The organism is Blastococcus sp. SYSU D00922 (assembly GCF_054050495.1).
Window position 1 is genome coordinate 1 of record NZ_JBJGZL010000012.1, and the last position, 14014, is coordinate 14014.

The window sequence follows — 14014 nt, forward strand, 5'->3', positions numbered from 1 at the left end:
CGGAGGCCTCCGCACCGCACGCTCGAGTTCGGCACACCTCCGTCGGTCAACGTGACGGTGGGACCTCGGGCGCGCGCCCGGCGCCGCACCTGGCCCTGGATCGCCGGGCTCGCGCTCGTGCTGCTGGTGCTGGGCGTCGTCCTGCTGGTGATGATGCTGCGCGGCGCGACCATCGACGGCACGGCCGACCTGCTCGGGCAGGCAGGGGTGACCGCCGTCGTCCGCTCCACCGGCTGAGCCGGGGGCCGCCGGGCGGCTGGACGGCGCCAACTACCGTGGGCAGGTCAACCGCCGACCGCCAGCCGGATGGAGCCCTCCGCGTGAGCACCGCCAAGCACGACCCCCAGCGACTCGACAAGGTCGTCAACCTCTGCAAGCGCCGGGGGTTCGTCTTCCCGTCGGGTGAGATCTACGGCGGGACCCGCTCCGCGTGGGACTACGGCCCCCTGGGCGTCGAGCTCAAGGAGAACATCAAGAAGCAGTGGTGGCGGACCGTCGTCCAGAGCCGGGACGACATCGTCGGCCTCGACTCGTCGGTGATCCTGCCGCGCCAGGTGTGGGTGGCGTCGGGCCACGTCGGCGTCTTCACCGACCCGCTGACCGAGTGCCAGAACTGCCACAAGCGCTTCCGGGCCGACCACCTCGAGGAGGAGTTCGAGGCGAAGAAGGGCCGGGCGCCCGAGAACGGCCTGCTCGACATCACCTGCCCGAACTGCGGCACGAAGGGCGCGTGGACCGAGCCGCGCGACTTCAACATGATGCTGAAGACCTACCTCGGCCCGGTCGAGGACGAGAACGGCCTGCACTACCTGCGCCCGGAGACCGCCCAGGGCATCTTCGTGAACTTCGCCAACGTCATGGGCGCCGCCCGCAAGAAGCCGCCGTTCGGCATCGGGCAGATCGGCAAGTCGTTCCGCAACGAGATCACGCCGGGCAACTTCATCTTCCGCACCCGCGAGTTCGAGCAGATGGAGATGGAGTTCTTCGTCGAGCCGGGCAGCGACGAGCAGTGGCACCAGTACTGGATCGACGAGCGGACCCGCTGGTACACCGACCTGGGCATCGACCCGGACAACCTGCGGCACTTCGAGCACCCGAAGGAGAAGCTGTCGCACTACTCGAAGCGCACCGTCGACATCGAGTACCGCTTCGGCTTCCAGGGCTCGGAGTGGGGCGAGCTCGAGGGCATCGCCAACCGCACCGACTTCGACCTGTCGACGCACTCCGAGCACTCGGGCACGGATCTCTCGTACTTCGACCAGGCGACCAACACTCGCTGGACGCCGTACGTCATCGAGCCCGCGGCCGGCCTCACCCGCTCGCTGATGGCGTTCCTCATCGAGGCCTACACCGAGGACGAGGCGCCCAACGCCAAGGGCGGCGTCGACACCCGCACGGTGCTCAAGCTCGACCCGCGGCTGGCCCCGGTGAAGGCCGCCGTCCTGCCGCTGTCGCGCAACGCCGACCTCTCGCCGAAGGCCAAGGACCTCGCCGCGACCCTGCGCCGGAACTGGAACGTCGACTTCGACGACGCCGGGGCCATCGGCCGCCGGTACCGCCGCCAGGACGAGGTCGGGACGCCGTTCTGCATCACCGTCGACTTCGACACCCTCGAGGACCAGGCGGTGACCATCCGCGAGCGCGACTCGATGAGCCAGGAGCGGGTCGCCCTGGACCAGGTCGAGTCCTACCTGGGAGCGCGCCTCCCCGGCTGCTGATCCGCGTGGGTGCGCCGAGGCCGGGTCCCCTGCGCGGGGACCCGGCCCCGGCGCGCCCCGTCGGACCAGCGGATGCCGCTGAGCCCGAACTCCTCGTCGGCCGCCCGCTCCAGCCGGGCGACGGCGGGGAGCCACCCGTCGTCGTCGCCGTTGGCCAGCTGCAGCACCGCAGCCGCGGCGTCGGTCAGCGCGGTGTGCAGGCGCGGCCCCAGCAGCAGTTCCTGGACGTTCAGCTCCTCGTAGACAGCTGTCAGCGGGACGAGGTCGCCGCCGACGAGGAACCCCTCCGGCAGCGGCTGCCCGTGCTGGGCGCGGTTGAGCTCGGTCGTGATCCGCTGCAGCCGGGTGAACAGGTCCAGGAAGGCTACGTAGCGGTCGGTGAGGATCTTCTCCTCGAACCCGGAGCGCCGGCCCAACCGCAGCTTCAGCTCCTCGGCGTAGGCGTCGAGCCGCGCGCTGACGGCCTTCTCGACGACGGTCCTCGCCGCGAACAGGAAGACAGCCCCGACGGCCAGGAGGACGACGACCGGCAGCGAGTAGTCGGCCAACCAGGTCAGCAGCGCATCCACGGCGGCACCTCCCGACGTCAGGAGAAGTGCACCAGAACATCGGGACGTCGTGGGTGACCTGCGTCGCCGCCTACCCTGGGTGGCGTGACCACCACGCTCGAGCCGACGACGACGGCTGCCCTGCCGCCGCTGGAGCTCGGCGCGCTGAGCGTCGACCCCGCGGTCGTGCTCGCCCCGATGGCCGGCATCACCAACCCGGCCTTCCGCACGCTGTGCCGCGAGTTCGGGGCCGGGCTCTACGTCTGCGAGATGATCACCACGCGGGCGCTGGTCGAGCGCAACGAGAAGACCCTCGGCATGGTGCGGGCGACCGCCGACGAGAAGGACGCCTTCTCCGTCCAGCTCTACGGCGTCGACCCGGCGACCGTCGGGCGCGCCGTCGAGATGCTGGTCGACGAGGGCGTGGCCGGCACCCGCCCCGCTCACATCGACCTGAACTTCGGTTGCCCGGTGCCCAAGGTGACCCGCAAGGGCGGGGGATCGGCGCTGCCCTGGCGACGGGTGCTGTTCCGCGACATCGTGCGCTCGGCCGTGCGCGCCGCGGGAGACGTCCCGGTCACCGTGAAGACCCGCATCGGCATCGACGCCGAGCACGTCACCTACCTCGAGGCCGGCCGGATCGCCCAGGGCGAGGGCGCCGCGGCGATCACCCTGCACGGGCGCACCGCCGACCAGCTCTACAGCGGCACGGCCGACTGGGCGCCCATCGCCCGCCTGGTCGAGGCCGTGGACATCCCGGTGCTCGGCAACGGCGACATCTGGGAGGCCGACGACGCGCTGCGCATGGTCGCCGAGACCGGCTGCGCGGGCGTCGTCATCGGGCGCGGCTGCCTCGGCCGGCCGTGGCTGTTCGGCGACCTGGCCGCCGCCTTCGCCGGCCGCAGCGAGCGCGCCTTGCCGACGCTGCGCGAGGTCGCGGCCGTCATGCACCGGCACGCCACGCTGCTGTCCGAGGAGCAGGGCGAGCTGCACGGCTGCACCGACTTCCGCAAGCACGTGGCCTGGTACCTGAAGGGCTTCTCGGTCGGCTCCGACACCCGCCGCGCGCTGGCGATGGTCAGCGGACTCGACGAGCTCGCCGAGCTGCTGGCCGGCATCCCGGACCAGCCCTATCCCGTCGCCGTCCTGGGCGCCCCGCGCGGGCGGACCAGCCCGCCGCGCCCCGTCGCGCTGCCCGAGGGGTGGCTCGACGACCGCGACGACCCGCGCCCGCCGGCGGGCGCCGAGCTCGAGGTGAGCGGCGGATGACGCAGGGACCCTTCCTGTACGACGAGGGCCCCGCGCCGCTGCACACCGGCACGCCCCGCCGGTCGGGCAAGCTGCTCGTCCTCGTGTTCGGCGGCACCGTCGTCGTCGCCGTCCTCATGGTCGTGCTGACGCTGACCCTCAAGGGGACGGCGTCGGACCAGGCCAAGGAGGTCAGCGGGGTCTTCCTGGCCGCGCTCGCCGCCGACGACACGGAGACGGCCTACGACCTGCTGTGCCAGGAGGAGCGCATCCGCCTGGCTCCCGACGAGGTCGCCGGCGACTACTTCGGGGACGGCGACCCGGAGCTCGGCGAGGTCCGCCGGGACGGCGACACCCGGGTCGTGCCCGTCGAGTGGGCCGACGGGACGACCTCCGAGCTGACGGTGATCGGCGAGGACGGCCTCAAGGTCTGCGGGGTCGACGCCGCCGGCTGAGGTCGGCGCGCCGGTGATCCGTGTCACCCGGCCCAGCTCTCGCGCCCGCCGCCGGCGTCCGCCACGATCAGCACACTTCGGTGGACGTTTAGGACGTCTTGCGCCAGGGGGAGTCCTCCACCAGACGTGTTCGCCGGCTGACGATCGCGGAGGTACCAGGTGGCTGACGTGAAGTGGGTCTACGACTTCAGCGAGGGCAACAAGGACCAGAAGGACCTGCTGGGCGGCAAGGGCGCGAACCTGGCCGAGATGACGAACCTGGGCCTGCCCGTCCCGCCCGGGTTCACGATCACCACCGACGCCTGCCGCTACTACCTGGAGAACGGCGGCACCCCGCCCGAGCTGGACGCCCAGGTCAGCGAGCACCTCGCCGACCTGGAGAAGGCGATGGGGAAGACGCTGGGTGACCCGGCCGACCCGCTGCTGGTGTCGGTCCGCTCCGGAGCCGCCGCGTCCATGCCCGGGATGATGGAGACGGTCCTCAACGTCGGCCTCAACGACGACTCCGTGCAGGGGCTGGCCCAGCAGTCGGGCAGCGAGCGCTTCGCCTGGGACTCCTACCGCCGGCTGATCCAGATGTTCGGCAAGACGGTGCTCGACATCGACGGCGAGCTGTTCGACGACGCGCTCGACGAGGTCAAGGCCGAGCAGGGCACCGACCTGGACCTCGACCTCGACGCCGAGCACCTGGAGGACGTCGTCGGCCGGTTCAAGGCGATCGTGCGGGAGCACACCGGCCGCGACTTCCCGCAGGACCCGCGCGAGCAGATGGACATGGCGATCAACGCCGTCTTCGACTCGTGGAACTCCGAGCGGGCGATCATCTACCGCCGCCGGGAGCGCATCCCGGGCGACGCGGGCACCGCCGTGAACGTCGTCGCGATGGTGTTCGGCAACCTCGGTAGCGACTCGGGCACCGGCGTCGCGTTCACCCGCGACCCGGGCAGCGGTGCGCAGGGCGTCTACGGCGACTACCTGCAGAACGCGCAGGGCGAGGACGTCGTCGCCGGCATCCGGAACACCGTGCCGCTCACCGACCTCGAGCAGATCGACGAGGGCGCATACGCCGAGCTCATGGAGACGATGTCGCGCCTGGAGTCGCACTACCGCGACCTGTGCGACATCGAGTTCACGATCGAGCGCAACAAGCTCTGGATGCTGCAGACCCGCGTCGGCAAGCGCACCGCCGCGGCGGCGTTCGTGATCGCCACCCAGCTGGTCGACGAGGGCCTCATCGACATGGACGAGGCGGTCCGCCGGGTCACCGGTGACCAGCTGGCCCAGCTGATGTTCCCGCGGTTCGTCTCCGGCGGGGACGCCCAGCAGCTCACCCAGGGCATGAACGCCTCGCCGGGGGCGGCCGTCGGCAAGGCGGTCTTCTCGTCGGAGGAGGCGGTGAAGTGGGCCGACCGCGGCGAGCAGGTCGTGCTGGTCCGCCGCGAGACCAACCCCGACGACCTCTCCGGGATGATCGCCGCCCAGGGCGTGCTGACCAGCCGGGGCGGCAAGACGTCGCACGCCGCCGTCGTCGCCCGCGGCATGGGCAAGACGTGCGTCTGCGGCGCCGAGGAGCTGCAGGTCGACACCAAGGCGAAGAAGTTCACCGCCCCCGACGGCACCGTGGTCAACGAGGGCGACGTCATCTCCATCGACGGGTCGACCGGCCGGGTGTGGCTGGGGGAGGTGCCTGTCGAGCCGTCGTCCGTCGTCCGCTACTTCGAGGGCGAGATCGACCCGGAGTCCGACGACGCCGACGACCTCGTGCGCAGCGTGCACCGGATCCTCACCCACGCCGACGAGGTGCGGCGGCTGGACGTGCGCACCAACGCCGACACCCCGGAGGACTCCGCCCGCGCCCGCCGCTTCGGCGCCCGCGGCATCGGCCTCTGCCGGACCGAGCACATGTTCCTCGGCGACCGGCGGCAGCTGGTGGAGAAGCTGATCCTGGCCGACGGCGACGACGAGCGGCAGGCCGCGCTCGACGCCCTGGAGCCGCTGCAGAAGCAGGACTTCCTCGAGATCTTCGAGGCGATGGACGGGCTGCCGGTGACGGTGCGGCTGCTCGACCCGCCGCTGCACGAGTTCCTGCCCGACCTCACGGAGCTCTCGGTCCGGGTGGCGCTGGCCGAGGAGCGCGGGGAGCCCGACGAGGGCAGCCTGCGCCTGCTCGCCGCCGTGCGCGGCATGCACGAGTCCAACCCGATGCTGGGCCTGCGCGGCGTGCGGCTGGGGCTGGTCGTCCCGGGCCTGTTCGCCATGCAGGTGCGCGCGATCGCCGAGGCGGCGTGCGAGCGGCGCAAGGCCGGTGGCGACCCGCGGCCGGAGATCATGATCCCGCTGGTCGGCGCGGTGCAGGAGCTGGAGGCCATCCGCGAGGAGTCGGAGAAGGTCCTCGCCGAGGTGTGCGAGGCCGAGGGCGTCGAGGTGAAGGCGTTGATCGGCACCATGATCGAGGTGCCGCGCGCGGCGCTGACCGCCGGCGAGATCGCCGAGTACGCGGAGTTCTTCTCCTTCGGCACGAACGACCTCACCCAGATGACGTGGGGCTTCTCCCGCGACGACGTCGAGGCGGCGTTCTTCCACCAGTACCTGGACAAGGGCATCTTCGGGATCTCGCCGTTCGAGTCCCTGGATCGCGACGGCGTGGGCCGGCTCGTGCAGATCGGAGCGGAGTCGGGCCGGGCGGCCCGGCCGGACCTCAAGCTGGGGATCTGCGGCGAGCACGGCGGCGACCCCGACTCGGTGCACTTCTTCCACGAGGTGGGGCTGGACTACGTGTCCTGCTCGCCGTTCCGGGTCCCCGTGGCCCGGCTGGAGGCCGGTCGGGCGGCGCTGGGCGGGGAGCGCGCCGGGTCCTGACCGCCCGGCGCCCCGGCGTCACTTCTTCTTGTTCTTCTTCCCGCCCTTCTTGCCCAGCTCGCTCTGGGCGGCGGAGCTCTTCCGGGGGTTCTTCTTCCCCTCCTTCTCCGCCTTGGCGTTCGCCTTCTTCGCGGTGTCGCTGCCCTTGCCGCTCTTCTCAGCCATGCTCGGCCGCTACCCGGGCCCGGACGCGCCGACGCCCCGGCCCGCACGAGGCGGGCCGGGGCGTCGGCGGTGGATCAGGCGTGCAGGTCGAAGCGGTCCAGCTCCATGACCTTCACCCAGGCGTCGACGAAGTCCCGCACGAACTTCTCCTGGGCGTCGTCGGCCGAGTAGACCTCGACGATGCCGCGCAGGATGGAGTTCGAGTTGAACACCAGGTCGGCGGCGGTGGCGGTGCGGACGACGTTGCCGTCGGCGTCCCGGCCCTCGTAGACGCCCTCGGCCTCGGCCGACGTGGACCAGGAGATCCCGAGGTCGAGCAGGTTCCGGAAGAAGTCCTGGGACAGGACGCCGGGCCGGTCGGTGAGCACGCCGTGCGGCACGCCCCCGGTGTTGGCGCCCAGGACCCGCAGGCCTCCGACGAGCAGCGTCATCTCCTTCGGGGTCAGCGAGAGCATGTAGGCCTTGTCGACCAGCAGCGTCTCCGGGGAGATCTTGCTGCCCGGGGCGATCCAGTTGCGGAAGCCGTCGGCCCGCGTCTCCAGCCAGCGGAAGTTGTCGACGTCGGTCTGCTCCTGCGAGGCGTCGGTGCGGCCCGGGTGGAACGGGACGGTGACCTGGACGCCGGCGTCGGCGGCGGCCTTCTCGACCGCGGCACTGCCGCCGAGGACGATCAGGTCGGCCAGCGAGACCCGCTTGCCCGTCTGCTGCTCGAACTCGCCCTTGACGCGCTCGAGCACCGGCAGCACGTCGCGGACGCCCTCGTTGGCCGCCCAGCCGATCTGCGGCTCGAGGCGGATCCGGGCACCGTTGGCGCCGCCGCGGTTGTCGGTGCTGCGGAAGGACGCAGCGGCCGACCAGGCGGTGTGCACCAGCTGCGACACGGTGAGCCCGGAGGACAGCAGGCGCTGCTTGAGGTCGGCGATCTCCGCGTCACCCACGAGCTCGTGGTCGACGGCCGGGACCGGGTCCTGCCAGATCAGGTCCTCGGCGGGCACGTCGGGGCCGAGGTAGCGGACCTTGGGGCCCATGTCGCGGTGCAGCAGCTTGAACCAGGCGCGGGCGTACTGGTCGGCGAAGTACTCCGGGTCGTCCCGGAAGCGCTCGGCGTAGGCACGCAGCTCCGGGTCCACCCGCAGCGCCATGTCGGCGGTGGACATCATCGGCGGGTTCTTCTTGCCGGGGATGTGCGCGTCCGGGACCAGCTCCTGCGCCTCGGGGTTCTTCGGCTGCCACTGCTTGGCGCCGGCCGGGCTGGTGACGAGCTCCCAGTCCCAGCCGAACAGGGTGTCCCAGTAGGAGTTGTCCCACTGCGTGGGCGTGGGGGTCCAGGCGCCCTCGAGGCCGCTGGTGATGGTGTCGGCGCCCTTGCCGGTGCCGTTGGGGTTCTGCCAGCCGAGGCCGTTGCCGTGCACGGGGCAGCCCTCGGGCTCCGGGCCGAGCAAGGACGGGTCGCCGTTGCCGTGCGTCTTGCCGAAGGTGTGGCCGCCGGCGATCAGCGCGACGGTCTCCTCGTCGGTCATGCCCATCCGGCGGAAGGTCTGCTTGATGTCGTGCCCGGAGCCCATCGGGTCGGGCTGGCCCTTCGGGCCCTCGGGGTTGACGTAGATCAGGCCCATGGTGACGTTGGCCAGCGGGCCCTCGTCCAGGTTGAGCGGCTCGTCACCCGCGTAGCGCTCGTCGCCGAGCCAGGTGTCCTCGGGACCCCAGAAGACCTCCTCGGGCTGCCAGGTGTCCTCGCGGCCGAAGGCGAAGCCGAACGTCGGCAGGCCCATGTCGTCGTGCGCGACGTTGCCGGCGAGCACGAGCAGGTCGGCCCAGGACAGCTTGCGGCCGTACTTCTGCTTGATCGGCAGCAGCAGGCGGCGGGCCTTGTCGAGGCTGGCGTTGTCCGGCCAGCTGTTGAGCGGGGCGAAGCGCTGCGCGCCCTGCCCGCCGCCACCGCGGCCGTCTGCGATGCGGTAGGTGCCGGCCGCGTGCCAGGACATGCGGATGAAGAGCGGGCCGTAGTGGCCCCAGTCGGCCGGCCACCAGTCCTGCGAGGTGCGCATCAGGGTGCGCAGGTCGGCCTTGAGTGCCTCGACGTCGAGCTTCGCGAACTCGGCCTTGTAGTCGAAGTCCTCACCGAGCGGGTCGGAGTCCCTGGAGGGCTTGTTCAGCACCGACAGGTCGACCTGGTTCGGCCACCAGTCCCGGTTCGTGCGAGGGCGCCCGCCGGTGTGCGACTCCGGCGACGGGATCGCCGGGTTCTCGCTCTCGCTGGTGCTCTCGGTCTGGACCTTGTTGGTCTCGTCCTTCAACGGTGTGCCTCTCTGTGCTGCGGATCGGTCCGGGTGTTCAGGGAGCGGGGGTGCGGGCGCAGGTCGGGCAGCGGCCCCAGTAGATGACCTCGGCCTCGTCGATCGTGTACCCGGCGTGGTCGCTCGCGGTCAGGCAGGGGGCCTCGCCGACGGCGCAGTCGACGTCGACGATGGCGCCGCACGACCGGCAGACCAGGTGGTGGTGGTTGTCCCCGACGCGCGCCTCGTAGCGCGCCACCGAGCCCTCGGGCTGGAAGCGCCGGAGCAGGCCCACCTCGGTCAGCGTGCGCAGCACGTCGTAGACCGCCTGGTGGGAGACCTCGCCGGAGTCGCGGCGGACGATGGTGATGAGCGAGTCGGTGTCGGCGTGCGGGTTGCCGTGCACGGCGGCCAGCACCGCCAGCCGCGGACGGGTGACCCGGAGCCGCGCGTCGCGCAGCATCGTCTCGAAGTCGGGACCGGTCGGCACGCCTCTCACCCTTCCCGATGAGCTTGATCCGATCAAGATACGAACGTCACCGGTCGGGCACGCCACATCCTTCCCGTGCGCCCCGGACCGTCGGTGCGGCGTGGTACCCATGACGCGTGGGCGTGCGCATCGGGAACCTGCTCGGACGGGTGGCCGGCGCCGCCGTCCTCGCGTTCCTGCTGCTCGTCGCCTCCACCGGCCTGGCGATCTGGTGGACCGCGCGGCAGGACTCGCGCCCGGCCTCCGACGCGATCGTGGTGCTCGGCACCGCGCAGTACAACGGCGTCCCCTCCTCGATCTTCGAGGCCCGGCTCGAGCACGCCATCGCCCTCTACGAGGACGGCGTCGCGCCGGTCATCGTGACCGTCGGCGGCAAGGCCGACGGCGACCAGTTCAGCGAGGCCGAGGCGGGCAGGGCCTACCTCGCCGAGCAGGGGGTGCCGGACGACGGCCTGCTCGCCGTGCCGGAGGGCGTCGACACGCTGCAGAGCATGCGGGCGGTGGGCGCGGCCTTCGCCGAGCGCGGCTGGTCGAGCGCCGTCCTGGTCACCGACCCGTGGCACGCCATGCGCGCCCAGCGGATGGCCGAGGACGCCGGCATGGAGGCCGAGAGCTCGCCGACCCGGCAGGGGCCCGCCGTGCAGACCCGCGCCACGCAGTTCCGCTACATCCTGCGGGAGACTGCTGCCTATCTGCTCTACCGGGTGACCGGTGAGAGCGTCGCCGGCGCACCCGGGATCGGCTGAGGGGGACAGGTGCTCGAACTGGGCAAGTCCGGCACCGCCGGCGCCGGCAAGGGCGTGATCCCGGTGTTCCGGGCCGGGTCCGTCGTCGCGACCCTGCGCGCCTCGGACTGGAAGGAGTCGGCCACGGCGGTGGTCGGCGACCGCGAGTGGGTCTTCAGCAAGCGCAAGGGCGTGCTCACCGGCCGCTGGGCGGTCGAGCCGGAGGAGGCCGCCCGCCTGCGCGCGACGCAGACCTCGCTGTGGAAGGGCACCTGGTCGGCCGACCTCGAGGGGACGACGGTCGAGGTGGAGAGCGCCTCGTACTGGAAGGGCACCCACCGGTTCACCTCCGGCGGGCGGGCCGTGGCCGAGAGCGGCACCACCGGTGGCTGGTCGCCTCGCCCGACGCTCACCGTGCACACCGACCTGCCGCTCGACCAGCGGGTCTTCCTGCTGTGGTTGCTGCTGGTCATCAGCCGCCGCAACACCGCGGCGATCAGCGCGGCGACCGGCGCCGCCGTCATCGGGGGGAGCAGCTGATGGCCGGCCGTGGACGGATCCGGGCCGCCGACATCGCGCTGGTCCGCGAGCGCTCGAAGATCGACGAGATCGTCGGCGAGCACCTGCAGCTCAAGCGCGCCGGCGGCGGCAGCCTGAAGGGCCTGTGCCCGTTCCACGACGAGAAGTCGCCGTCATTCCAGGTGACCCCGACGCGCAACCTCTTCCACTGCTTCGGCTGCGGGGAAGGAGGTGACGTCATCTCCTTCGTGCAGAAGATCGACCACCTGTCGTTCTCCGAGGCGGTCGAGCTGCTCGCCGGGCGGGCCAACGTCGAGCTGCACTACGAGGACGACAGCGGCCGGGCGACCGGCGCCCCCGACCGGGCCAACGTCGGCCAGCGCGCCCGCCTGGTCGCCGCCAACACCGAGGCGGCGCGCTTCTTCGCCGAGCAGTTGGGCGCGCCCGAGGCAGCGCCCGCCCGCCAGTTCCTCGCCGAGCGCGGCTTCGACCGGCAGGTGGCGCTCGACTTCGGCTGCGGCTTCGCGCCGGGCGGCTGGGACACCCTGACCCGCCACCTGCGCGGCAAGGGCTTCACGCAGGCCGAGCTGGTCACCGCGGGGCTGGCCAAGGAGTCCTCCCGCGGGACGCTCATCGACCGCTTCCACCGCCGGCTGGTCTGGCCGATCAAGGACATCACCGGCGACGTCATCGGCTTCGGTGCCCGCAAGCTGATGGACGACGACCAGGGGCCGAAGTACCTCAACACCCCCGAGACGCCGCTCTACAAGAAGAGCACCGTGCTCTACGGCATCGAGCGCGCCAAGCGGGACATCGCCCGCCGGCACCAGGCCGTCGTCGTCGAGGGCTACACCGACGTGATGGCCTGCCACCTCGCCGGCGTCACCACGGCGGTCGCCTCCTGCGGGACGGCGTTCGGTGGCGAGCACATCAGCGTGCTCCGCCGGCTCCTCATGGACCAGGACGAGTTCCGCGGCGAGGTGGTCTACACCTTCGACGGCGACGCGGCGGGCCAGGCGGCGGCCATGAAGACCTTCGCCGAGGACCAGCGCTTCGTCGGCCAGACGTTCGTCGCCGTCGAGCCCAACGGCAACGACCCGTGCGAGCTGCGCCAGGAGCACGGCGACGCCGCCGTCCGTGACCTGATCGCCCGCCGAACGCCGCTGATCGAGTTCGTGCTCAAGACGACTATCGCCGCCTACGACCTCGACACGGTGGAGGGGCGCGTCGCGGCACTAGAGAAGACCGCGCCGCTGCTGGCCCAGATCAAGGACCACGCGCTGCGCCCCGCCTACGCCCGCCGCCTCGCCGGGTTGCTCGGCCTGCCCGACGAGTCCGAGGTGATGGACCGCCTCCGCCGGCTGTCCGGCGGCGGGGAGGAGCGGCCCCGCCAGCGCTCCCGCATGCCGCAGCGCACCCCGGACGACGCTGCCATCGAGGTGGAGCGGGAGGCGGTGAAGGCGGCGTTGCAGGTTCCGGAGATCGCCGGGCCCTCGTTCGACGCCATCCCGTTCGACGCCTACACCGACCCCGACTACTCGGCGGTCGCGGCTGCCGTCGCCGCGACCGGGGGCGCCGCCTCCGCGCGGGTCACCGGTCCCGAGTGGCTGGACCAGGTGGCCGCGCAGTGCTCGCGCGAGTCGGCCCGCGCCCAGCTGACCGCGCTCGCCGTCGAGCCGTTGCGGTCGGTCGGCGAGGGCGACGCGCACTACGTCAACGCCGTCCTGGCCCGGCTGCAGGAGATGGCGACCGTGCGCCAGGTGGCGAACCTGAAGAGCAAGCTGCAGCGCATGAACCCGGTCGAGTCGCCCGACGAGTACACGAAGGTCTTCGGCCGGCTCGTGGCGCTGGAGGCCCAGGCGCGCTCCCTGCGCGAGCGCGCGATGGGCGGGCTGACCCCGTGACGCTGCTCGAGCGCGTCCGGCGCCGCTTCGCGCGGCCGCCGGAGCCGGTGCGGGTCGCCGTCCTGGCGTCGGCCGACCCGGACGAGCGGGTGCTCGCGTGGGGGACGCTGACGCGCGACGAGGGCTGGCTGGTGGCCACGAGCCGCGGCCTGCGCGTCGTGCCGCGGGAGGTCACCGACGTCACGGACTCGCCGGTGCTGCCGTGGCACGAGGTCGCCGAGGCACGGTGGTCGAAGGCGGGGGAGGGCGGCAGCTTCGTCGTCACCGCTCTGGTCGAGGTGGAGCCCGGAGTCCAGGCCCGGCAGCCGCAGCGGCGCCACGCCCTCACCGACGCCGGCGACCTGCCGGCGGTGGTCCGCCGCCGGGTGGACCAGACGGTCGTCTCCAGCCAGCGCTCACCGCTGCCCGGCGGGGGAGGGGTCCTGCTGGTCGCTCGCCGGATCCCCGGTCAGCCCGGGCGCGAGTGGACCGTCGTCTTCGACGACGACGAGCGGCGCAGCGACCCGGAGGCGCGCGAGGCCGCCCGGAAGAAGCTGGCCGACCTGGTGGCGGCCGACCAGGTCGACTGAGCCGGGCTCAGCGCGGGGTCTCGTTGCCCATCTTCGCGCGCAGCGAGGAGAGCGCGTCGTCGGCCTTGGCCTGCGCGACGCCCGCGATGCTCTGCAGGCGCGGGTCGTCCTTGGCCTGCTCCCAGCCGCGCCGGATCTGCTCGTAGCGCTCGCGGCCGGCCTTCGAGCCCAGGACGTAGCCCGCGCCGAACCCGGCGAGGAAGGACAGCTTGGCCACGGGAACCTCCGAGACGGTCGGGCGAGATCGGTGATCACGCTACCTGTGTCCTACGCGACGCGACGCGTCGGCGAGGGGGTCCGAGGGCTCTCCGAGGGGTGAGGTAGTCTCGTCGGGCCAGCGGGTCGTACCCGCTCGTCCCCCGTAGCTCAATTGGCAGAGCATGCGACTGTTAATCGCAGGGTTACTGGTTCAAGTCCAGTCGGGGGAGCAAAGCGCAGGTCAGCCGCTCAAGGCGCCCTCCGCACCTGCCGTTGCGACGAACAAGCGACGAACATTCGTCCCCGCCGGTCCGGCTCCCAGCCTCGCGGATCGTTTCGA

The 14014-nt window shown here is 72.0% G+C and carries 14 protein-coding genes and 1 tRNA gene; 10 read left to right on the forward strand and 5 right to left on the reverse strand.

The genetic code is table 11. The annotated features are described in order from the left end of the window. Both ACI78T_RS16100 and ACI78T_RS16105 read left to right on the forward strand, forming a co-directional pair. On the forward strand, positions 1–237 hold a 237-nt coding region (locus tag ACI78T_RS16100), incomplete at its 5' end, for a hypothetical protein (protein WP_456559126.1). 83 nt (positions 238–320) lie between these two features. Beyond that, positions 321–1718, forward strand: a complete 1398-nt coding sequence (locus ACI78T_RS16105; RefSeq protein WP_456559127.1) for a glycine--tRNA ligase — start codon at positions 321–323, stop codon at positions 1716–1718. Here ACI78T_RS16105 and ACI78T_RS16110 read toward each other — a convergent pair. Further along, complete coding sequence (locus ACI78T_RS16110) at positions 1688–2287, reverse strand: hypothetical protein (protein WP_456559128.1); 600 nt, start codon at positions 2285–2287, stop codon at positions 1688–1690. The two genes, ACI78T_RS16105 and ACI78T_RS16110, sit on opposite strands and share 31 nt — an antisense overlap. 84 nt (positions 2288–2371) lie before the next feature. On the opposite strand from ACI78T_RS16110, the gene dusB reads away from it, so the two are divergent. The 3 genes from dusB (at position 2372) to ppdK (ending at position 6828) form a co-directional block, all read left to right on the forward strand. Then, complete coding sequence (gene dusB, locus ACI78T_RS16115) at positions 2372–3535, forward strand: tRNA dihydrouridine synthase DusB (RefSeq protein WP_456559129.1); 1164 nt, start codon at positions 2372–2374, stop codon at positions 3533–3535. Next, positions 3532–3969, forward strand: coding sequence for a hypothetical protein (locus ACI78T_RS16120; protein WP_456559130.1), 438 nt, complete (start codon positions 3532–3534; stop codon positions 3967–3969). Before dusB ends, ACI78T_RS16120 begins: the two co-directional genes overlap by 4 nt. 159 nt (positions 3970–4128) lie before the next feature. Next, positions 4129–6828 carry a pyruvate, phosphate dikinase gene (gene ppdK / locus ACI78T_RS16125; RefSeq protein WP_456559131.1) on the forward strand — a complete coding sequence of 900 codons (2700 nt, stop codon included), beginning with the start codon at positions 4129–4131 and terminating at the stop codon, positions 6826–6828. A gap of 18 nt (positions 6829–6846) precedes the next feature. Here ppdK and ACI78T_RS16130 read toward each other — a convergent pair whose 3' ends face one another. The 3 genes from ACI78T_RS16130 to ACI78T_RS16140 all read right to left on the reverse strand — a co-directional run bounded on the left by ACI78T_RS16130 (position 6847) and on the right by ACI78T_RS16140 (position 9759). Beyond that, positions 6847–6993 (reverse strand): hypothetical protein, encoded by a 147-nt coding sequence (locus ACI78T_RS16130; protein ID WP_456559132.1) that lies wholly within the window; start codon positions 6991–6993, stop codon positions 6847–6849. Between the two features lie 74 nt (positions 6994–7067). After that, positions 7068–9290 carry a catalase/peroxidase HPI gene (gene katG / locus ACI78T_RS16135; protein ID WP_456559133.1) on the reverse strand — a complete coding sequence of 741 codons (2223 nt, stop codon included), beginning with the start codon at positions 9288–9290 and terminating at the stop codon, positions 7068–7070. 37 nt (positions 9291–9327) lie between these two features. Beyond that, entirely contained in the window at positions 9328–9759 is a 432-nt protein-coding gene (locus tag ACI78T_RS16140) for a Fur family transcriptional regulator (RefSeq protein ID WP_456559134.1), read from the reverse strand. Positions 9760–9875: 116 nt separating this feature from the next. Here ACI78T_RS16140 and ACI78T_RS16145 point away from each other — a divergent pair, with 116 nt between their 5' ends. Genes ACI78T_RS16145 through ACI78T_RS16160 form a run of 4 tightly spaced genes read left to right on the forward strand, consistent with a single transcriptional unit; the run spans position 9876 to position 13476 of the window. After that, positions 9876–10505: a YdcF family protein gene (locus tag ACI78T_RS16145; protein ID WP_456559135.1), complete on the forward strand. Its 630-nt coding sequence runs from the start codon at positions 9876–9878 to the stop codon at positions 10503–10505. Positions 10506–10514: 9 nt separating this feature from the next. Then, positions 10515–11024 carry a hypothetical protein gene (locus ACI78T_RS16150; protein WP_456559136.1) on the forward strand — a complete coding sequence of 170 codons (510 nt, stop codon included), beginning with the start codon at positions 10515–10517 and terminating at the stop codon, positions 11022–11024. Continuing rightward, positions 11024–12907 carry a DNA primase gene (dnaG, locus tag ACI78T_RS16155; RefSeq protein ID WP_456559137.1) on the forward strand — a complete coding sequence of 628 codons (1884 nt, stop codon included), beginning with the start codon at positions 11024–11026 and terminating at the stop codon, positions 12905–12907. Before ACI78T_RS16150 ends, dnaG begins: the two co-directional genes overlap by 1 nt. Next, a complete protein-coding gene (locus ACI78T_RS16160; RefSeq protein WP_456559138.1) occupies positions 12904–13476 on the forward strand; it encodes a hypothetical protein in 573 nt (190 codons plus the stop codon). Before dnaG ends, ACI78T_RS16160 begins: the two co-directional genes overlap by 4 nt. Before the next feature lie 7 nt (positions 13477–13483). On the opposite strand, the gene ACI78T_RS16165 is transcribed toward ACI78T_RS16160, so the two are convergent. After that, the gene (locus ACI78T_RS16165; RefSeq protein ID WP_456559139.1) at positions 13484–13693 is read right to left on the reverse strand and encodes a hypothetical protein; all 210 of its coding nucleotides are present in this window, start codon (positions 13691–13693) and stop codon (positions 13484–13486) included. Positions 13694–13831: 138 nt separating this feature from the next. Here ACI78T_RS16165 and ACI78T_RS16170 point away from each other — a divergent pair. Then, positions 13832–13904: transfer RNA gene (locus ACI78T_RS16170), tRNA-Asn, on the forward strand. Positions 13905–14014: the final 110 nt, after the last annotated feature.